This window comes from Phascolarctobacterium faecium (assembly GCF_003945365.1).
Taxonomy (GTDB): Bacteria; Bacillota; Negativicutes; order Acidaminococcales; family Acidaminococcaceae; genus Phascolarctobacterium; species Phascolarctobacterium faecium.
The window spans coordinates 169,294-188,832 of sequence record NZ_AP019004.1 but is presented as its reverse complement, the minus strand read 5'-3'; the positions used below and the strand labels follow the sequence as shown (position 1 = coordinate 188,832).

Annotated in this window: 17 protein-coding genes, 1 tRNA gene and 1 other RNA gene; 15 read left to right on the top strand and 4 right to left on the bottom strand. The window is 48.0% G+C overall.

Annotated features, from left to right (window positions below; translation table 11 throughout):
* Positions 1–22: 22 nt before the first annotated feature.
* Positions 23–1,051 carry a magnesium transporter CorA family protein gene (locus tag PFJ30894_RS00905; protein ID WP_125668792.1) on the bottom strand — a complete coding sequence of 343 codons (1,029 nt, stop codon included), beginning with the start codon at positions 1,049–1,051 and terminating at the stop codon, positions 23–25.
* A 190-nt stretch (positions 1,052–1,241) separates the two neighbouring features.
* Here PFJ30894_RS00905 and PFJ30894_RS00900 point away from each other — a divergent pair, with 190 nt between their 5' ends.
* The 15 genes from PFJ30894_RS00900 (at position 1,242) to PFJ30894_RS00830 (ending at position 14,115) form a co-directional block, all read left to right on the top strand.
* Positions 1,242–2,102, top strand: a complete 861-nt coding sequence (locus PFJ30894_RS00900; RefSeq protein ID WP_125668791.1) for a universal stress protein — start codon at positions 1,242–1,244, stop codon at positions 2,100–2,102.
* A 152-nt stretch (positions 2,103–2,254) separates the two neighbouring features.
* A tRNA-Ser gene (locus PFJ30894_RS00895) sits at positions 2,255–2,344 on the top strand.
* A gap of 55 nt (positions 2,345–2,399) precedes the next feature.
* An RNA gene (gene ffs / locus PFJ30894_RS00890) (signal recognition particle sRNA small type) lies at positions 2,400–2,499 on the top strand.
* A gap of 189 nt (positions 2,500–2,688) precedes the next feature.
* On the top strand, positions 2,689–4,422 hold the full coding sequence (gene dnaX, locus PFJ30894_RS00885; RefSeq protein WP_113077478.1) for a DNA polymerase III subunit gamma/tau: 1,734 nt from the start codon (positions 2,689–2,691) through the stop codon (positions 4,420–4,422).
* 43 nt (positions 4,423–4,465) lie between these two features.
* A complete protein-coding gene (locus tag PFJ30894_RS00880) occupies positions 4,466–4,792 on the top strand; it encodes a YbaB/EbfC family nucleoid-associated protein (RefSeq protein WP_021719035.1) in 327 nt (108 codons plus the stop codon).
* A 2-nt stretch (positions 4,793–4,794) separates the two neighbouring features.
* Positions 4,795–5,394, top strand: coding sequence for a recombination mediator RecR (gene recR, locus PFJ30894_RS00875; RefSeq protein ID WP_125668790.1), 600 nt, complete (start codon positions 4,795–4,797; stop codon positions 5,392–5,394).
* An 18-nt stretch (positions 5,395–5,412) separates the two neighbouring features.
* Positions 5,413–5,748, top strand: a complete 336-nt coding sequence (locus PFJ30894_RS00870; RefSeq protein WP_021719033.1) for a pro-sigmaK processing inhibitor BofA family protein — start codon at positions 5,413–5,415, stop codon at positions 5,746–5,748.
* A gap of 22 nt (positions 5,749–5,770) precedes the next feature.
* Positions 5,771–6,589 (top strand): bifunctional hydroxymethylpyrimidine kinase/phosphomethylpyrimidine kinase, encoded by an 819-nt coding sequence (gene thiD / locus PFJ30894_RS00865; protein WP_125668789.1) that lies wholly within the window; start codon positions 5,771–5,773, stop codon positions 6,587–6,589.
* A 192-nt stretch (positions 6,590–6,781) separates the two neighbouring features.
* On the top strand, positions 6,782–7,993 hold the full coding sequence (locus PFJ30894_RS00860) for a dicarboxylate/amino acid:cation symporter (RefSeq protein WP_172602481.1): 1,212 nt from the start codon (positions 6,782–6,784) through the stop codon (positions 7,991–7,993).
* A 129-nt stretch (positions 7,994–8,122) separates the two neighbouring features.
* Positions 8,123–8,776 (top strand): NUDIX hydrolase, encoded by a 654-nt coding sequence (locus PFJ30894_RS00855; RefSeq protein WP_021719030.1) that lies wholly within the window; start codon positions 8,123–8,125, stop codon positions 8,774–8,776.
* A gap of 26 nt (positions 8,777–8,802) precedes the next feature.
* Positions 8,803–10,251 carry an LCP family protein gene (locus PFJ30894_RS00850; protein WP_021719029.1) on the top strand — a complete coding sequence of 483 codons (1,449 nt, stop codon included), beginning with the start codon at positions 8,803–8,805 and terminating at the stop codon, positions 10,249–10,251.
* A 410-nt stretch (positions 10,252–10,661) separates the two neighbouring features.
* The gene (locus PFJ30894_RS00845) at positions 10,662–11,519 is read left to right on the top strand and encodes a DegV family protein (protein ID WP_167456993.1); all 858 of its coding nucleotides are present in this window, start codon (positions 10,662–10,664) and stop codon (positions 11,517–11,519) included.
* A 19-nt stretch (positions 11,520–11,538) separates the two neighbouring features.
* The gene (locus PFJ30894_RS00840; RefSeq protein WP_021719027.1) at positions 11,539–13,149 is read left to right on the top strand and encodes a DAK2 domain-containing protein; all 1,611 of its coding nucleotides are present in this window, start codon (positions 11,539–11,541) and stop codon (positions 13,147–13,149) included.
* Between the two features lie 67 nt (positions 13,150–13,216).
* Positions 13,217–13,513: a LysO family transporter gene (locus PFJ30894_RS00835; protein WP_021719026.1), complete on the top strand. Its 297-nt coding sequence runs from the start codon at positions 13,217–13,219 to the stop codon at positions 13,511–13,513.
* Positions 13,513–14,115 carry a lysine exporter LysO family protein gene (locus PFJ30894_RS00830; RefSeq protein WP_021719025.1) on the top strand — a complete coding sequence of 201 codons (603 nt, stop codon included), beginning with the start codon at positions 13,513–13,515 and terminating at the stop codon, positions 14,113–14,115. Before PFJ30894_RS00835 ends, PFJ30894_RS00830 begins: the two co-directional genes overlap by 1 nt.
* 46 nt (positions 14,116–14,161) lie before the next feature.
* Here PFJ30894_RS00830 and PFJ30894_RS00825 read toward each other — a convergent pair whose 3' ends face one another.
* The 3 genes from PFJ30894_RS00825 to PFJ30894_RS00815 form a co-directional block, all read right to left on the bottom strand.
* A complete protein-coding gene (locus PFJ30894_RS00825) occupies positions 14,162–14,947 on the bottom strand; it encodes a 4Fe-4S binding protein (RefSeq protein ID WP_046431264.1) in 786 nt (261 codons plus the stop codon).
* Between the two features lie 73 nt (positions 14,948–15,020).
* Complete coding sequence (locus PFJ30894_RS00820) at positions 15,021–17,156, bottom strand: sensor domain-containing phosphodiesterase (protein WP_125668786.1); 2,136 nt, start codon at positions 17,154–17,156, stop codon at positions 15,021–15,023.
* Positions 17,157–17,309: 153 nt separating this feature from the next.
* Positions 17,310–19,472: a Tex family protein gene (locus tag PFJ30894_RS00815; protein WP_125668785.1), complete on the bottom strand. Its 2,163-nt coding sequence runs from the start codon at positions 19,470–19,472 to the stop codon at positions 17,310–17,312.
* Between the last annotated feature and the right edge of the window lie 67 nt (positions 19,473–19,539).

Genomic DNA, 19,539 nt, shown 5'->3' with positions numbered 1-19,539 from the left:
GGTTCAATATAATTTTGAAATATTAATACCATTTTTTACGTTGTAATTTTTTAAGCGTAAAGATAGCAATCAATGCCATAACGCCAAGGCAGAGCGGATAGCCCCATTGGGATTTCAGTTCCGGCATATACTGGAAATTCATGGCAAAAATACTGCTGATACAAATCAGCGGCAGGAAAATGACTGCCACTGTAGTCAGCGTAGCCTGAATATCAGCGCTGCGTTCAGCAGCGGCATTGACGCAGAGCCGCTCCAGAGAAGTCAGTAATTCTTCGGCGACCGATAAGGTAAGTACGGCACCTTCCAGTTTGATCGTCAAAAGTTCGGGGGCATTATCGCTGCCGATAACTAAAGGCGGGTCCTGACGCAAGGCGCGGCTGACGATGCGGCGCATCGGATAGACCGCCTGTTTGGCAGTGACCAGGCTGCGGCGCAGACGCAGCAGTTCTTTGGGATCTGGATGTTCATCCTGTTCGCTGTAAGCTGCAGACAGAAGCTGCAGCCGTTCTTCCAGATAATTGATGACCTCGCAGTTGTCGTCAAGGATCTTGCCTAAAATCAGGGTCAAAGCCTGCGGGATCGTATTATTAGGCTTCTGCAGGGTTGTTACCAGCGTACGCGCATTTTTTAAACGGTCACAGCGGCCATGCTGCAGAGAAAGCAGTCTGTTGGCGCTGGCGGCGAAACAAATATTATTATAAACGGCATTGCCGCTTTCGTTTAGCTGCAGGTGGCGGCAGATGAGAATTCTGTTGTTGCCGTCGCGGAATAAACGCGGCTGCTGTTTTTTATTTTCTAAAATGTTTTGAGTAGCGGGACTCAGTTTGAAGGAGCGGGCGACGGTCATTACCTGATCGTGCGAACCGAATAATGACATATCAAGCCAGATAGCACCTTCTTCCGGAATTGCTAAAAGCTCTTCTGTAAGTTCATCGGCAGAAATATAGGCGTTTTCCTGGCCGTCAAGTATCAGCAAAGTGCGCGCGCTGCTTTGAACTTCTGTTTTTTTCTGAGCAAAGAGTGCGGCTGTGTCGATTTTTTGCTTTAACATCGCATTAGCTCCTTTTGTATAAATTCAAATTTCTGTATATATTTTAACCTGTTCAAAGTCAACTTACAATAATAAGGCAGGATTTTTTTTATAAATGGCGAAATATAACTATTTAAATAGGATGAAAAAAGATTGTCGGCAGGAACTGCCGGCGTTGTCGACGCAAGCTATTTTTAGATAAAGAGGAGCAATGAACGACATGTTTACAAGAGTTTTGTTAGCAATGGATCTTACGCCTAAGTCAGAAATACTGCTGCCGTGCCTGTACAGTCTGTGCCCCGATACAAATACAGAAATTATTCTAGCTTATGTATTCGATGAAGAAGAGGACGCAGATCCTTACAGTAGCAGTTATAAAAAGGTTTACAGCAAGCTGCAGGGGTATGCCAACGAGCTGATGCGCAACGGTTATGAAGCAGTAAGTATCGAAATGCCCTGGGGCGAGGTATTTGAAGAAATAACCCGCGTCGGCGACGATAAAGAAGTAGATCTGACTTTAGTGGCTTCGCATGGAAAGGGCTTTTTTAGAAGTGCCTTGCTGGGCAGTACGACCTTTGATCTTGCCAGATCTTCGAAGCGGCCATTGTTTGTTGCCAAAACCGACGGTGACAGCGACAATATTGCCGATGATGATATGTTGCGTAAATTGATGATACCGACCGATTTTTCTAAGAAATCTTTAGTGGCGCTCAATTTGATCCGCAGCCTGCGTGAGCATGTAGCGGAAGTGGTGTTCGTACATGTAGTGGAACGCAGCCGCAATCAGAGCGATCTTGAGAGCAAGCTGCTGAATGCCGAATCGCGGATGGAAGAACTGGTGGCCGAGATGAAACTTTTTGGGATCAAGGCTTCTTATCTGGTCGATAAAGGGGCGGCGTCTAAAAAAATCTGCCGCTGGGCGGAAGAAGAAAATGTGTCGATGATCGCGATGACTAAAACCGGTGCCGGCCTGGTCAAAGGCCTGGTAATGGGGGCAACAGCTCAGAACGTTACGCTTAATTCCGAGCGCTCACTGCTGCTGCTGCCTGCTGATGAAGTAAGTAATGATTAATAGAGAAGTGAAAAAAATTTTACATAATCTTGATGGAAACTCTTGACATATCTTCCGGAAATCAGTATACTGTTACTTGCGGCTGGATTAAGCCAGCCGCAAGTTTATTTTTAAGCGGTAAACAATAGCATAATCCCTGATTTTTTCAACCTGGAGAGATGACCGAGCGGTTGAAGGTGCACGCCTGGAAAGCGTGTGTACGGGAAACCGTACCGAGGGTTCGAATCCCTCTCTCTCCGCCACTTAAAAAAAGTTTGCCGCGGTCAGCGGCTTTTTGTTTTTCTGTAGGACCGCAGGCGGCGGGTCCTGCGCAATAGGAGTCTGTGAACCGTGTCAGGTCCGGAAGGAAGCAGCACTAAGCGGATCCTCTTATGTGCCGCAGGGGTGCCTGCGTCTGTGGCCCTACAGGGAAACAACTGAGATTAAACCGGCTGTTTATGACAGCCGGTTTTTTGTATTTTTATATTATTGATGCAAAAGTGTCCCTTAATTTTTCACAAAATTGGATATGTACTTATATCCGTAAATTTTATATAATAAATAGATAAGAAACTCAGAGGCTTAATGATGGGAAAGGAGGCAGAAAATGGCTTATGTAGCACTATACCGGCGCTGGCGGCCGCAGGGCTTCGATGCCCTTGTAGGTCAGGACGCAGTGAGGATCGCATTGAGCAATGCTTTGACGACAGGACGGATTGCGCATGCGTATTTATTTGCCGGTCCAAGAGGTACAGGCAAGACCAGTACGGCGAAGATTCTGGCGAAAGCTCTGAATTGCGAGCAGGGGCCTACTGCTAATCCCTGTAACGAGTGCGCCAACTGCCAGCGGATCAATGACGGCAGCAGTATGGATGTGTTTGAGATCGACGCTGCCTCTAACCGCGGTATCGATGAGATCCGTGACCTGCGTGAAAAAGTCATGTTTGCGCCTGTCAACGGGCGTTATAAAGTATATATTATCGATGAAGTGCATATGCTGACGACAGAAGCTTTTAACGCGCTGCTGAAAACGTTGGAAGAGCCGCCGGCGCATATCGTGTTTATTTTGGCGACGACAGAGCCGCATAAGATACCGGCAACGATCCATTCCCGCTGTCAGCGTTTTGATTTTAAACGTGTGACTAATGAGGATATTGCCAAACGTCTGCGCGAGGTTGCTGACGGCAGCGAAATCAGAGCGGATGACGAAGCCTTGAAACTGATTGCGATTCAGTCGGACGGAGGTATGCGTGATGCGCTGAGCCTGTTGGATCAGTGCGGCGTGATGGCCGATACTGTAACTGCCGAAACGGTACGGAACGTTTTAGGTATCGTGGGGCGTGAAGCGCTGCGTGAGCTGGTGCGTGCGATCGGCAGGCAGGACTTGTCAGCTGCTTTGCAGCTGCTGAACCGTTTGGCTGAGCAGGGCAAGGATGTGCGTCAGATCCTGACAGAGCTGGCCGAGTATCTGCGGGCGGTGCTGCTCTATAAAGCATCGCCCGGATACCACGAAATTTATTTGACGGATACGGAAGAAGCTATTTCTGAGCTGGCTCCGTTATTTGGCAGTGATCGCCTGATGGCGGCTGAAGAACGTCTGCATCAGGCCATGGGTGAATTGCGGTTCAGTGCGCGGGGCAGGATTACTGCGGAATTATGTCTGTTTGATCTGTGCCGTATTGAGGGCAGTACTATTGCCGCACTGATGGCCCGCGTAGAGCAGCTGGAGCATCAGGTACGCAGCGGTGTGCCTTTGGGTGCTGCAAACAGCAGGACTCAGATTAAGCCTGAACCCGAAGAAAAACAGGCAGCGGCGGTTGCTGCTCCTGCAGCGTCCCGGGTAAAAAAAGCGCCGGCAGTAAGTGCCGTTCAGGCACCAGCGGCGGAACCCGAGCCTGCTGCTGCGGTAAAAGCTGAAACAGAGCCGAAACCTGTTTCTGAGGAAGCAGCTGCTGCGACGACACTGGAATACAGCGGTGACTGGACCGAAGGCGAAGATCTGTGGAACCAGGCTTTGGAGATCCTTAAGAATGAGAAAAAACAGTCTATGGTGGCCTGTGCCGCCGGCGGTTATGTTACAGGGTATGAAAACGGCGTTTTGACCGTTGGTTTCAAAAATAAATTCATGTGCGTCAGGATGAACGATCCTGATTATAAGAAAGCTTTTGAAGAAGTGCTGCTGAGGCTGGCACGGCAAAGTGTACGGTTGGAATGCATCACTGCCGCCAAGCCTGCCGCTGCCAAACCTAAAGCTGCTCCAAAACAGCCTCCGGCGGAAGATGTTGAACCTGCTGTGAAGGCTGCGCTGGACGCTTTTGGCGGCACACTGCAAAAATTATAAATCAAATTTCTGCCGCAAGGCATCATTACGAGGAGGAACAATAATGTTTAACGGTGGTATGGGAAATATGCAGGGCATGATGAAAAAAGTACAGAAATTACAGGCTGATATGGCAAAAATGCAGGAAGAATTAAAGCTGCGTACAATCGAAACTACAGTAGGCGGCGGTGCTGTCACCGTAGTTGTCAGCGGTAAAAAAGAAGTTGTCAGCGTTAAGATCGATCCCAGCGCAGTAGATCCGGAAGATGTAGAAATGCTGGAAGACCTTTTGGTAGCGGCAGTTAACGAAGGTATGCGCAAGATCGACGAAATGACTGAAGCTGAAATGGGCAAACTGACCGGCGGGATGAAAATGCCGGGCATGTTCTGAAAATGGCCAGAATGATCCGGCCGCTGGCCAATGTGCATGAACAGCTGCGGCGCCTGCCCGGTATTGGTTCCAAAACCGCTCTGCGCCTGGCGTATCATATTATCGATATGCCGGAAGAAGAGGTGCGCCGTCTGGCAGAAACACTGCTGGAGGCCAAGCGGCAGATCCGTTTGTGTGATATTTGTTATAATCTTACTGATACCGAGACCTGTGAGGTTTGCGGCAATGCAGGACGCGACCACAGTGTAGTCTGCGTTGTGGAACAGCCGCAGGATGTAATGGCGATGGAACGCAGCCGCGGTTATAACGGTGTTTACCATGTGCTGCACGGCGTTTTGTCACCGCTTGACGGTATCGGTCCTGATAATCTGCGTGTAAAAGAGCTGCTGCGGCGTCTGCAGGGTGATACGGTCAGGGAAGTTATCATCGCTACCAATTCTGACGTGGAAGGCGAGGCTACTGCTGCCTATCTGGCGCAGCTGCTGAAGCCTGTCGGTATCGTTATCAGCCGTATTGCCCATGGCCTGCCTGTTGGCGGTGATTTGGAATATGCTGACGAGCTGACTTTATCACGTGCTTTGGAAAACAGGCATAGAATGTAAGAAAGAAGGAGCTATAGCATGCAGGAAATAGAAAGTGCTGTCCGCGATCTGGGCGGTTCGGCCATGCAGGGCATTGACCATGCTGTAAAAGGGCTCAATTCGGGTACTCTGGAAGGAACGCTGCCGTTTATTATCGGCGTACTGATTTTAGTCGTCGTTGTAAAATGTTTTTCACTGCCGTTTCGTCTCATCTGGAATGGTATCTGTGGTGCGGTAGCTTTGTGGTTTATAAATCTTATAGGTGGATTTTTGGGTTTCGGACTCAAAATCACCGTTATCAAAGCGCTGATTGCGGGGTTCTTTGGAATACCTGGCTGTTTGGCGGTTATTTTATGGGAGCTTTACGCCAGGTAAAGCTTCAGGCAGGAGGTAAGTTATGAATATGCTGCATAAAGCCATGACCATTGCTGGCAGCGACGCCAGCGGCGGTGCAGGTATGGAGGCTGATTTAAAAACATTCCAGGAGCTGGATGTTTACGGAATGACGGCGCTGACCGTTATCGTAGCCCAAAATCCTCATAAAGACTGGGATCACGAAATTTTCCCGATCGGTTTGGACGTTGTGGAAAAACAAATCGAAACGATTGTCGCCGGTATCGGTATCGATGCTATGAAAACGGGGATGCTGGGCAGTTCCGAGCTGGTTGAGCTAGTGGCCCGTACTATAGACCGTTTCAAGTTGCGCAATGTCGTTATTGATCCGGTCATGGTCTGCAAGGGTGTGGATGTGATCATGGTACCGGAAGCAGCCGCCGCTATCAAAACTGTTTTGATGCAGCGGGCTGACGTAGTAACGCCTAATACGATCGAAGCAGCCTATCTTGCCGATATGGAAAAGGTGGAAACGCTGGACGAGATCAAGGAAGCTGCCGGACGGATCAAGGAGCTGGGAGCAGGCTATGTCGTAATCAAAAGCGGTTCCCGCAATGACAGCAGGGAAGCTGTTGACGTGCTTTATGACGGCAGGGAATTTACGATTGCCAGTGCTCCTAAAATCGAGCCCTGCTATAATCATGGAGCTGGCTGTACTTATTCGGCAGCGATTACAGCGGGACTGGCCAATGGACTGAGCGTGCGCGAAGCTGTGGAACTGGCGAAAAAATTTGTAGCGGCCGCACTGCGCGGTTCTTTCAAGCTGAATGAATATTCAGGTGCGACAAACCATTGTGCATACCGTTTGGAGAATAATAAATAATTTCAGGATATGCTAAAGTTTTTGGATAAAACTAAAAACTTTAGCATATTTTTTTTGAAAAAACTGCGGTTTGGGCAACGATTTTGCAGAAATACTGTATACATGAAGAAAGAAGGCAGGATTTTTATTATTTTTGCCTAATTATTGTAGACGTAATTTTAATATTTTATTATGCGCAAGGGGGATATTTTGATGAATTTGTCAACAAAAATTCTGATCGGTCTTGGTCTTGGTATCATTGCCGGTCTGGAACTGGGTGCGGAAGGTGTAGATTTCGCCAAAACATGGATCGGACCTTTTGGTACTATCTTTATGAATATGATCAAAATGATCATCGTTCCTTTGGTTTTCTCGTCTCTCGTCATTGGTGTCTGCAGTTTGGGGGATATCAAAAAGATAGGCCGTATCGGCGGCAAAACTATGGCTTATTATTTGGGAACTACGGCATTTGCGATTGTACTTGGTATATTTTTAGGTACGGTTTTAGAACCGGGCGCCGGCGTGAATATGCCTGGTGAAGGCGTTAAAGCTGCGGCTAAAGCCGCGCCGCCTATCATGCAGGTAATTATTGACATTTTCCCGACTAATGCGATGGAAGCGATGCTTAAAGCCAACATGCTGCAGATCATCGTTTTCAGTCTGTTCATGGGTATCGGCATCACTGCAGTCGGTGATCGGGCCAAGGCTCTGTACAATGTTTTTGACGGTCTGGCAGAGGTCAGCTATAAAATCGTCGGGTTTATCATGAATGTGGCGCCGATCGGTGTTTTCGGTTTGATCACTCCGGTCGTTGCAGCTAACGGCCCGGCTGTACTGCTGCCGCTTTTGAAGGTTGTTATCGCTGTTTATCTCGGCTGCTTCTTGCATGCGGTCATCGTTTATGGCGGTCTGCTTAAATTCGTCGGCAAGATCAGCCCGATCAAGTTCTTCAAAGCAATTTTACCGGCACAGGTGCTTTCGTTTACCAGCTGTTCCTCCGGCGGCACATTGCCTGTCAGCATGCAATGCATCCAAAAGCTGGGTGTTTCGAAAGACATTTCCAGTTTTGTACTGCCTTTGGGCGCTACGATCAATATGGATGGCACTGCTGTTTATCAGGGAGTCTGCGCACTCTTCATTGCGCAGATCTATGGGGTCGATCTTACGACCGGGCAGTATCTGACTATTGTTCTTACTGGTACGCTGGCTTCGATCGGCACTGCCGGTGTTCCGGGGGCAGGCTTTATCATGCTGACGATGATATTGACGGCGATCGGCTTGCCGCTTGAGGGTTCCGCTCTGATCGCAGGTATCGACCGTATCCTTGATATGCCGCGGACCTGCGTTAATGTTACTGGTGACGCTACCGTTGCTTATCTGGTTGATAAAAGCGAAAAGTCGAACATCGAAGAACCGCTTTATTAAAATAAGACAAGACTCTTTGACGGATGGGTTTAGACCCGTCCGTCTTTTATATTTCAAGAATAATTCACAACAGGCGGCAGGAAATTTGCTGTGGACGCAGAAGGGATATAGGAGAAATGGGGTTATTGTATGGAAAAAACAGCTGAACTTATAAAACAGATCACAGAACGACTCAACCGTCGTCCTGCCCGGATCGATAAAGCTGACCGTTTGTGGGATGCTGCCGTTTTAGTGCCGTTGATAGACACCAAGCAGGGTCCGGCAGTTCTTTTTGAAGTACGGGCCGCCGGTTTGGGCTGGCAGCCGGGCGATGTATGTTTTCCGGGCGGACGCTATGAGTGCGGCGATGATAGCTTTGCCAAAACTGCTGTGCGCGAAACCTGTGAAGAGCTGGGTATTACTGAAGACAAAATAGAATTGTGCGGTGAACTGGATTACTTGGTGACACATATGGGACCTATTATTCATCCTTTTGTTGGCAGGCTGGCCAACGAAGTAAAGCTGGACTGCAACAGCGATGAGGTAGCTGAGATTTTTACGGTGCCGCTGAATTTTTTATTGGTTTCTGAGCCGCGCGTTGCTCATATGGAACTGGCAAACCGCGCAACTGCAGATTTTCCTTTTGATTTGCTGCCGCGCCATCCGCACGACTGGTATAAGCGGAAGGGGTATAATATCTATTTTTACGAATATCAGGGGCATGTTATCTGGGGGCTTACAGCTCGGATACTGCATGGATTTATTAAACGGTTTCATAAAGAACTGCAGGCTAATATTTTGTAATTGGGTGTGGGAAAGGAAGAAAAGGATTGAAAAAATTAATTTTGCTGATCGTAGCGGCAATCGCTGCCGCCAGTTATTTGGTATATGCTTATATGAACGGCGATCCGATGTTTGGGACGCTGGCTAAAACTATGGATGACCTGCCGCGCAATGAACGGCTGGGCTCTAAACGCAATATCGTAGTATTAGGCGTAGACGGCAGGGAAAAGGACGATGATCCTGGTCGCAGCGACACGTTATTTGTCGTAATGTTCGACCCTAAAAGTAAAAATGTTTCGCTGCTGTCGATTCCGCGTGATACCAGGGTGCGGATCCCCGGGCATGGCTGGGATAAAATCAACCATGCTTATGCGTTCGGCGGACACAAGCTGACGCAGCAGACAACGGAAGAGCTTTTGGGCATTCAGGTCAATAATTATGTAATGGTCGATTTCAGTGGTTTTGAAAGTTTGGTCGATGCGATCGGCGGCATTGATATTGATGTGGAAAAGGATATGTATTATTATGATGACTGGGATGATTTTCTGATCGATCTTCCGGCAGGGCAACAGCATCTGGATGGCAAAAAAGCGATCCAGTATGTGCGCTATCGTGATGAGGAAGGCGATATTGGCCGTATTAAGCGTCAGCAGAAGTTTATGATGGCGGTTTACGAAAAGATTGCTTCGGCACAGATTTTAACTAAGATGCCGGGGCTGGTTTCGGAAATTATGAAAATGGTCAAAACTGACCTGCCCGTTTCAGATATGCTGGCGATGGGCGGCGCTTTACACGGAATGATGAAAGAACAGGGCGGTCTGCAGATGGCTACAGTTCCAGGTACGCCTGAATATATTGATGAGATCAGCTACTGGATTCCCGATATTACTGACCTGCGCGAGCAGATGGTAGATATGCAGGGCGCGCAGATGACGGAACGTTATCGTCAGGGTGCTGAAAAAATGGAAGCAGAGTATAAACGCAACCTGATTACAGCGCAGGAAAAAGAAAAACAGAAAGCTGCAGAAGAGAAAATCAAAGCAGATGAACAAACAGAAAAGAAAATAAAAGAGGATACGAAAGAGAAGAATAAAGAAAAAGCTGATGCCGAAAAGAAAGCTAAGGCTAAAAAATCTAAGTCAGGCGAAGAACTGGGACCGGCAGAGAAAGACGGGCAGCAGTTAACAGAGCCGCCTAAGGCTGTGAAACCGCCTGCTAAGGAAAGCAGCCGCAATACGGTATCTGTCAAGGTCGTTGACTGCAGCGGCAAAGGAGCAGGCAGTGATGCCGCAGCAAGACTGGCAGCAATGGGCTTTGAGGTTATCGACGGCGGCAGTGATCCTGAACGTGATCAGACTACGGTAGTATCTACGACCAGCAACGGACGTGTGGTCAGCAGGCTGTCGGCTGTACCGTTCCCGTACACTCTGAGGATTCTGCGGGCTGATGATGCGTCTTATGACGCGGTGATTTTTATCGGTAAAGATTATCAATAAACCTTTGTCCAATGCAGATAAATTCTCTTTGCACAAATTTTCTGAAAAAGGCAGAAAACTGCTATTGCATATTGTATACAAAAATGCTATACTAGGAGTATCAAAACAGCCCCTCATTTGGCCCTTCTCGTAAGGGCTTTTTTTTTTTACCCTTTTTTAAGTCTGCTAAAAAATTGAAGTCGTTTACAGTATTTGCAATGCTGTTTTGAAGTTGAGCTTCAACAAAAGTGCAGACAGTGGTGGAAAAAGCAGGATTATACTTTATTTTTTTACAAAAATGGCTAAAAAGGCCTGCTAATTGTGCTATAAGTGGAAATAGAGCTGGAAATATGATAAAATATATACATATTCTAAAGGCGTCTGCCTGAAATAAGAGCATGTACGTTAATTTGATTAAGGGAGGATGCGCAGTGAGAAATGATATCCATATCGTTTTGGACAGTATTGCTGTTGCAGAAGAAACACCCTTGCGGGACGATCCCCGTTGCCATGTGGTCCCCCTGCTGGTAAGACATGGAGATACCGAATGGGTGGACGGAGAAAAAAGCTTGCAGGAAATGTTTGCCATGGTGGAAGCAAGCGGGCAGCTGCCTAAAACTTCGCAGCCGGCCATCGGCAGATTTCTTGATGTATTTACAGAATTAGCCGCAGACGGTAAAAAAGTGATTGCGATCATGTTAGACGGTGTTTTGAGCGGTACTGTTCAGACAGCACGCTTAGCAGCCCGGCAGGTCATGAGTGAAATTCCCGGGTCTGATATCCGTGTCTTTGACAGTCTTACAGCGGCCTGTCCGATCAGCGGAATGGCAATGGAAGTACTCGCTTATGCTGAAACCGGCGCAACGATGGACGAGCTGGAGGAGTATCTGAAGGGCCTGATCGAGCGAACGGAAACGTATTTTTCCGTCAATACTTTAGATTATCTGCAGAAAGGCGGCCGTATAGGCGCCGTAGGCGCTTTAGTAGGTAATATTCTGGGCATACGTCCGATCGTGCACATCGATACCGACGGCGAACTGGTTGTTGTCGATAAATGCCGTACCCGCAAGAAAGTATTGCAGCGCATGGTCGAGCTTGCCGCTGCGAATGCTCCTATAGAAGCTGTGTATGTGGCGAATGCTGAAGCTGAGGAAGACGCTGAAACTTTGCGCAGGGCAATGCTTGAATTGTTTCCCGGACTGCCTGTTCTGGTAACCGGGATCGGAACTGTTCTGGCAGCACATTTAGGACCCGGTGTTATTGGCCTTTTTGTGCGGCGGCAGCGCTGAAGAAAGGTGCAGACTTGATATGACAAGTAAACAAGAGGCGATTATCAGCGGCGAACAAATAAAAAATATGCTGTTGGGCGCTTATAAAAGTTTTGAAAAAAACTATCAATATATTAATGATTTGAATGTTTTCCCGGTGCCGGACGGCGATACCGGCACTAATATGATGCATACGATGGCAGCAGTGGCCCGTGAGATCAGTCAGCTGCAGAATGCGACTGTTTCCGAAGTAGGGACTATGGCAGCCCGCAGTGCGATCATGGGGGCGCGCGGTAATTCCGGCGTGATCCTGTCGCAGTTGCTGCGTGGCCTGGGAAAAGGCCTGGCCGGCAAAAAACGAGCTACCAGCAACGAGGTGGGCAAAGCTTTTCAGTTTGGTATTTTGTATGCTTACCGGGCGGTATCAAAGCCTGTTGAAGGAACGATCCTTACTGTGGCGCGTGCTATTGCCAAAGGTGCGTATCATGCTGTGCGTCAGGGTGAAGATTTTGAAGATGTTTTATGCGAGGCGTTGGAGAGCGGAAAAAAAGAACTGGCTCGTACGCCGGAACTGCTGCCGGCGCTGAAAGCGGCTGGAGTAGTTGATGCCGGCGGTCAGGGCTTGATCGTTTTCCTGGAAGGCTGTCTGGCGGGTTTCCGAGGCGAAGATGCAGGTGAGCTGCATCTGCCGCCGTCAAAGCCATCCTTCGCCAATTTTATCGAGATGGAAGTAGATTTGGAAAATCCTTATTGTACAGAATTTATCGTTAAGGAAGCTGAAGTCAAAGAGGACGTTGTACGCAGTACTCTTCAGCCTTTGGGTAATTCGTTGATTGTAGCTGTTGTCGGCGATATAGTCAAAGTGCATATCCATACCAAAGCTCCAGGGCTGGTTCTGCAGCACGGCTTGAGCTGGGGCTCCCTGCACGATATCAAGATCGACAATATGGCCGAGCAGCATCAGCATCGCGTTGTCGGTGCGCAGACGGAGAAGCACGGTCTGGCTGTACTGTCGGTGGCGGCCGGGAACGGTATTGCCAGCATCATGCATCAGCTCGGTGCAGCTGAGATCATCAGCGGCGGGCAGAGCATGAATCCGCCGGTAGAGGCGTTTATTAAAGTTATTGAAAAGGGCTCGGCGGAGCAGTACATTATTTTACCGAACAATAAAAATATTATTCTGGCGGCGGAGCAGGTCAAAAAATTATTGGGAGCAGCGCAGGTAGATTATGTGCCGACAACAAATCTGGCGCAGGGTCTGGCGGCACTGCTGCATTTTGACGCAGCTAAAACACTGCAGGAAAACAGCGCTGTGATGCGACGTGAGGCTAAGGAAGCCCACAGTGCTGCTGTCAGTATTGCTGTGCGTGACAGCGTTGTTAACGGGATAACTGTAAAAAAAGGGCAGTATATTGGTTTGCTGGAAGATAAGATCGTTTATGCCGGAGCAACTCTGGAAGAAGTCACGGCGGAAACTGTCAAGCTGGCCGGCAGCGACTGGGAATTGATCAGCCTTTATTATGGCAGTGATCTGACACAGTCTGAAGCTGATAAAATCGCCGCAGAGCTTGAAGCTCTGGACGGCGGTTGGGAAGTTACAGTTTTTGACGGAGGTCAGCCGCTTTATCCGCTGCTGCTGTCGTTAGAATAAAAAATAGTGATCAGCAGGCCCTGCCGTGCGCGGGGCTTGTTTTATATTATGGGAATGAGGGGAAGCAATGCAGGAGATCATGATCGCGATCGTTTTGGGGATCGCCGTAGGTTGCAGTGACCTTTTAAATTATAATGTGAAAAAATGGCTCAGCCGGTTTTCTACAGTCAGTCTGTTTATCATGCTGTTGTGTCTGGGTGCTAAGATCGGCTGTGATGCAGAGCTTTTGGGCAAACTGGACCAGTTGGGCGGCAAATCTCTGGTCATGGCAGTTTTTATCATTGGCGGCAGCGTGCTGATGCTGTGGCTGGTGCTGAAGCTTTTTGCAAAAACGGCAGCCCGGGCGGAAGGGAGCGATGAATAATGGTTTATGCTATTTTTACATTTATCGCTTTAGGAATCGCCGGCGGATATTTCTTTTTGGGATTGGAACATAAAGACCTGCTGGACGAGATTTTGATGTCGGCTTTGTATTTTATGGTTTTTGTTGCCGGTATCGAAATCGGCGGAAACAGGCATATTATAAAAAAAATCTGCAATCCGCAGAGTATTCTGCTGGCAGTTGCCATTCCAACGGCTGTAACTATCGGCAGTTTAGGCGGTGCGGCTCTTTCAGCCTTCGTGACCGGGATGGAAATGCGGGACGCGCTGCTTGTCGGCAGTGCTTTAGGCTGGTACAGCCTTTCCTCTGTAGTTATCAGTACGCTGTATAGTGTTGAGATCGGGACGATCGCCTTTTTAGCTAATATGCTGCGTGAAGTCCTGGCATTTTTAGCCATACCGCTGTTGGTAAAAATCAATAAATTCCTGGCTTTGGCGCCATCAGGAGCTGCGACTATGGATTCCGGTCTGCCGGTGGTTATCAAATATACCAATATCCATGTCGGGCTATTCGCCTTTATCAACGGCCTGCTGCTGACGCTGCTGGTACCGGTGCTGCTTTCGGTACTCATGCCTGGTCAGTAAAAAAGAAATCCCGCGCTTGTTTAAAACAAGCGCGGGATTATTGTTTTTAGCAGAAAAATTCGTTGTTTTTGTAAATGTCTTTTATCGGCGCCAGCTTCTGGGCGATCAGGGCCTGAGCCTGCTGAGGCAGTGAGCGGGCCTGCTGAGGGCAGATAGTAGTGCAGCGCAGGCACAGGATACATTTTTGGGGGTCAGTTGTGTGCGGCTGCCCGCTGGGGATAGCCTGAGTTGGGCAGGTGGCCGAGCAAATACCACAGCGGATACAGGAATCGCTGACCTGAGGTACGACGGGCATAGGCTGCCAGTCTTTATAAGGACGATTGCCGGGGATATTTGTCAGCGCTGGCGCCTCTGTTAACGGCTTAGCGGAGATTTTTTTGGCAAAGTCAGTTAATTGTGCCAGATCGTCAGCATCAGGCCGGCCGGCGGCGACACTGCGCAGCATCGAATGTTCGGACAGTACGGCTGCTGCGGCGATCACACGGAAGGATTGACTGGTCAGACTATCGCTCAGCTCCAGCAAGGCATCTTCGTAGGCGCGGTTGCCATAAGCTGCTACAGCAATGGCGCTGGTATTCTGACCGTGCAGAGCGGTCAGCTGCTGCAGTGCAAAAGCTGGAACTCTGCCGCCGAAAACCGGTACGGCGATAACGATGATATCATCAGCAGCGAAAGTATACTGTGCCAAAGCAGGTAAAGACAAATCTATTTCTGTAAATCCGTCTGTATCAGCCAGAGCACTGGTAAGTGCCAGGGCTGCTTTTTTGGTACCGCCTGTAGGACTGAAATAAGCTGTATATATTTTTGCTGGTTTGCCGGTTATTGCTGTCATAAGACCGCCTCCTTCAGGGTTATGCTTCTGATTTTATTATGAGGCTTACAGTCTGGGCTGTCAACAAGCCGTCTTACCGCAGGATCTGGAGATATTTGTTTTCAAAGTCATTTAAAGGCAGAGGTTTACTGAATAAATAACCCTGCACCTCATTGCAGCGCAATTCCTTTAAAATATCCAACTGTTCCAGTGTTTCCACGCCTTCGGCAATCAATTTGATACCGAGATCAGAACAAATGACAGCCAGAGAACGGATAAGGATACGTGCCTTTTGGTTTTGTGCCAGTGTTTTTACCAAACTGCGGTCTAATTTTAAAATATCGAAATTGATAGTAGTGAACAGCGAAAGACTGGCGTTGCGAACGCCGAAGTCATCAATGGAAATAGAGAAACCATATTCCTTCAGTTTTTCCAAAGCCTGGCTGAAAACAAGCTGATTATCGACTTCGGCAGTTTCGGTGACTTCCAGTTCCAGCAGGCTGATGTCGATATTATGCTTGGTGATAAGAGCTAATAGCTGATCGGCCAGGAAATGGTAAGACAGAGTGCTGCGTGAAAGATTGATAGAAACGGGTTTGACCCGCAGTTTTCTTTCTTTCCAGATATTGATCTGCTTACAGACTTCTTCAAAAACATAAAGATCCAGCATTTTTATCAGTCTTGCTTCTTCCAGGATCGGAATAAAATTATTGGGGGCAATGATTTCTCCGGCCTGATTTATATAACGGATCAAAGCTTCAGAACCGATAAATTCCTCGGTATCCAAAGAAATTTTAGGCTGGAAATAAATGCAGAACTGTCCGGCTGTCAGTGCTTCCTGCAGAGCGCTGTAATTGGCCAGATTGAGGATATCATCTAAATTATGCCGATAGCGGCTTGTTTTTTCTTTGCCATAATAAAATTTTTTCTTATCCGTATACATAGCGCTGTCAGCCTGCTGCAGCAGGCTGTTTAAATCGCTGGGGGATTTGACCCAGCAGCTGCCTGTAGCGATGGAGAAGGGCAAGTTAGTTTTTTCACAGAAAATATTACGCAGCAGGTTAAATTTTTCATAAAAATCGGTTTCTGTCAGATCATAGGTAATGATAACAAACTCATCACCGCCGATGCGGAAAAGTTCGTCGGGTTTAAAAAGGTTGAAGACTTTGGCTACAGTTGTTATAAGGATTTTATCACCCTGGTGATGGCCGTAAAAATCATTGATTTCCTTCATACCGTTGATATCGATATAAATAATGCCGGCAGAAGCATATTGTCCCGGCCTGAACTGACTGAGCACGTCCATAAAAGCGTTTCTGTTCAGTGCGTTCGTCAGCAGATCGTGGTAGCTGAGGCGATGCAGCATATCGACATGATTCCGATGTCTGATCGCATAGGAAAGAAAAATGGACATGGAAAGCAGCAAATAAGAAGAATTTTTGATTTTTTCACTGTCGTAATTATCGATGCCGATATAGCCTGCCAGCTTGTTATCCAAAAAAATAGGCGCAGCGATCAAAGAGGTGATTTCCTGGGCGTGCAGCGTGGCATAAGCCGCCGGATTAGTCTTTTGTAGCTGTTCGACATCGTCGATGATGATACAGTCGTTTTTTTCAAAAAACGGCAGCCAGTCGGAAATCAATGACAGATCGAGCTGCTGCAGCTTCTCCAGCTGCGGCGAGATCCCGGGAGCTGTCCATTCATGTGTGTTGTTCATCAACTCGTCTTTGATTTCAAAAACATAAGCACGGTCAGAAACTAGAAATTCGCCGATCTGGGTCAAGACAGCATTGATCGTCTGATCGAGGTCATCGACGGCGTAAAGCATTCGGACACAGTTGGTAATTAAGGTCTGGACATCAAGCATATTTTTCAGTTCCTGCTTTTGCAGTTCGCGTTCTGTTATATCAAAAGCTATTTCCATGCGTGCAGTTTTGCCGCGCCATTGGATTATTTTATCCTTGAGTAAAAAGTGTCTGCCGATAGAGGGATTTGTGAATTCCCAGGTATAAAAATTATCATCGCACAGTCTGTCGTTGGTACAGAATTCGCAGGGTGAAGTTTTACCCTGTAAAACTTCATAGCATTTTTTGTGCTTGTAGTTTTCCAGATGCAGTGTCTGGCAGCCGGTCTGATTGACAAACAGCAGCTCGTAGGTTTCTGGATCGGAAACATAAACAAGTTCTGATATTTCATTTAACAGACTGAGGGTATTGATATCTCTTTTCATGTTTATCACCTAAATATTATTGATTGTTATTTAAAAATATTATATCATAAAAATAAAAGTATACATATCTTTATATTTATTAATATTGTGATGAAAATATAATTTGTAACAATAAAAAACAGACGTCTTAAAAGACGTCTGTTTAAATTATATTTAGACGGTAGTTTTTTTTGCCTGTTTTAAGCTCAGGCCGATACGGTTACGTTGTTCGTCGATGCTGATGATGACCGGCTCGATCACATCGCCGACGCTGATAACGTCCAGAGGGTGGTGAAACCGACTGTTGGATAATTCGCTGCGGTGAATCAGACCGCTGGTTTTTAGGCCGATATCTACGAAAACTCCGAAATCAACAACATTTTGGACTGTTCCTTTGACAACGCTGCCGATCTCCAAATCGCTCAGTTTTGCTACTTTTTTGCGTGTCAGCGGTGCCGGAGCATCTTCGCGCGGATCGCGCCCCGGCCGGGCCAGGGCTTCCAGGATATCAGTTACAGTCGGCAGGCCGGCGTTCAGTTTGACGGCAATGGCAGAGGCGTCGGCTTTAGCTGCCGCTTCCTGAACAGCGATGTCATTACAGTGTTTCAGGTCAAAGCCAAGCTCTGCCAGGATCTGCTCTGCTAAGGTATAGCTTTCAGGATGGACGGAGGTATTGTCTAAAGGATTTTTTGCCTGGGCGATACGCAGAAAGCCTGCGCATTGAGTAAAGGCTGCCGGACCCAGACGGGCAACTTTTAAAAGTTCCTTACGGCTGGTAAAGGCACCGTTATCGTCACGGTAGGCAATAATATTTTTGGCGACGGTGCCGGAAATGCCTGCTACGTATGAAAGCAGAGCGGGAGAAGCTGTATTCAGCTCGACGCCGACGTGGTTGACGCAGGACTCGACAACAGTACCTAAGGTCGCAGTGAGTTCCTTTTGATTGACATCATGCTGATATTGACCAACACCAATAGCCTTGGGCTCTATTTTGACAAGTTCTGCCAGAGGGTCCTGTACACGGCGGGCAATGGATACCGCTCCGCGCAGGGAAACGTCCAGATCGGGCAGCTCTTCGCGGGCCAGCTTGGAGGCAGAATAAACAGAAGCGCCTGCTTCGCTGACGATCAGGTAAGCAATATCAAGATGGTATTTTTCGATCATCTGGGCCGTAAACTCCTCTGTTTCAAAAGAAGCAGTTCCGTTGCCGATAGCTACCAGGGTCACTTTATGCCTGGTCATCAGATCCATAAAGCCGGCTTCCGCCTGTTCACGCTGATGCTGGCTGCCGGTGATATACAGCGTATTGATCGCCAGTGTACGTCCGTTGGGATCAATAACGGCTGCTTTACAGCCGGTGCGGTAACCGGGATCGAGACCTAAAACAGTATGCCCGGCAATAGGCTGCTGCAGCAGCAGCTGCCGCAGGTTGGCGGCAAAGACAGAAATAGCCTGTTTTTCTGCTTTTTCCGTCAGTTCGTTACGCAGTTCCCGCTCCAGCGAGGGAAACAGCAGCCTTTTGTAGCTGTCGGCAACAGCATTTGTATAAAGCTCGTTCCAAACTGTGTGTGGCTGGATTTTCAGTTTTTGAGCCAGTTTAGTCAGCATGGAATCCGCAGGATAATTTAGGGTGAGCTTCAGACAATTTTTGCTTTCACCGCGGTTCAAGGCTAAAATGCGGTGCGGCGGCAGCTGACGTACCGGTTCGGAATATTCTTTATACATCAGGTAATCCTGCCCTTCGGTTTCATCAACTGTCAGCGTTGAAGCAAGTTCGGCACCTTTCCAAAGTTCTTTGCGGATCAGTTCGCGGATATCGGCGCGGTCGGAAATATTTTCGGCAACTATGTCGGAGGCCCCGGCCCAGGCTTCGGAAACAGAGTTGACACCTTTTTCAGGATCTACATGCAGGCTGGCCAGCTTGTCTAAGGTCATTAGCGGCTGGGATTGAGCCATGATCAGTTCTGCCAGAGGCTCCAGTCCGCGTTCACGGGCTATCTGTGCCCGGGTACGTTTTTTAGGACGGTAAGGCAGATAAAGATCTTCCAGCTCCTGCATTTTGACAGCAGCTTTGATCTGGCTTTCAAGTTCAGGGGTCAGTTTTTCCTGTGAAGTTATTGATTCCAGTATTTCCTGACGGCGTTCTTCCAGATTACGTAGATATTGAGCACGTTCGCTGATCATACGGATTTGTTCTTCGTCCAGCGATCCGGTCACTTCCTTGCGGTAGCGGGCGATAAAAGGGATAGTATTACCGCTGTCCAGCAGTTCTAGAGTTGCGGCTGCCTGCTGCGGTCTGACCGACAGTTCGCCGGCAATTATTTGTTCAATGGTCATGGGTCTACCTCTTTCTTGTGTATAATAATTATAAAATTCGCTTTTAATTGCCAAAATCCTTGTGGAA

Excerpts from the sequence above, each read along its gene's own strand:
- PFJ30894_RS00905 (WP_125668792.1), bottom strand. The coding sequence starts at position 1,051 with ATGTTAAAGCAAAAAATCGACACAGCCGCACTCTTTGCTCAGAAAAAA.
- PFJ30894_RS00900 (WP_125668791.1), top strand. The coding sequence starts at position 1,242 with ATGAACGACATGTTTACAAGAGTTTTGTTAGCAATGGATCTTACGCCT.
- dnaX (WP_113077478.1), top strand. The coding sequence starts at position 2,689 with ATGGCTTATGTAGCACTATACCGGCGCTGGCGGCCGCAGGGCTTCGAT.
- PFJ30894_RS00880 (WP_021719035.1), top strand. The coding sequence starts at position 4,466 with ATGTTTAACGGTGGTATGGGAAATATGCAGGGCATGATGAAAAAAGTA.
- recR (WP_125668790.1), top strand. The coding sequence starts at position 4,795 with ATGGCCAGAATGATCCGGCCGCTGGCCAATGTGCATGAACAGCTGCGG.
- PFJ30894_RS00870 (WP_021719033.1), top strand. The coding sequence starts at position 5,413 with ATGCAGGAAATAGAAAGTGCTGTCCGCGATCTGGGCGGTTCGGCCATG.
- thiD (WP_125668789.1), top strand. The coding sequence starts at position 5,771 with ATGAATATGCTGCATAAAGCCATGACCATTGCTGGCAGCGACGCCAGC.
- PFJ30894_RS00860 (WP_172602481.1), top strand. The coding sequence starts at position 6,782 with ATGAATTTGTCAACAAAAATTCTGATCGGTCTTGGTCTTGGTATCATT.
- PFJ30894_RS00855 (WP_021719030.1), top strand. The coding sequence starts at position 8,123 with ATGGAAAAAACAGCTGAACTTATAAAACAGATCACAGAACGACTCAAC.
- PFJ30894_RS00840 (WP_021719027.1), top strand. The coding sequence starts at position 11,539 with ATGACAAGTAAACAAGAGGCGATTATCAGCGGCGAACAAATAAAAAAT.
- PFJ30894_RS00835 (WP_021719026.1), top strand. The coding sequence starts at position 13,217 with ATGCAGGAGATCATGATCGCGATCGTTTTGGGGATCGCCGTAGGTTGC.
- PFJ30894_RS00830 (WP_021719025.1), top strand. The coding sequence starts at position 13,513 with ATGGTTTATGCTATTTTTACATTTATCGCTTTAGGAATCGCCGGCGGA.
- PFJ30894_RS00825 (WP_046431264.1), bottom strand. The coding sequence starts at position 14,947 with ATGACAGCAATAACCGGCAAACCAGCAAAAATATATACAGCTTATTTC.
- PFJ30894_RS00820 (WP_125668786.1), bottom strand. The coding sequence starts at position 17,156 with ATGAAAAGAGATATCAATACCCTCAGTCTGTTAAATGAAATATCAGAA.
- PFJ30894_RS00815 (WP_125668785.1), bottom strand. The coding sequence starts at position 19,472 with ATGACCATTGAACAAATAATTGCCGGCGAACTGTCGGTCAGACCGCAG.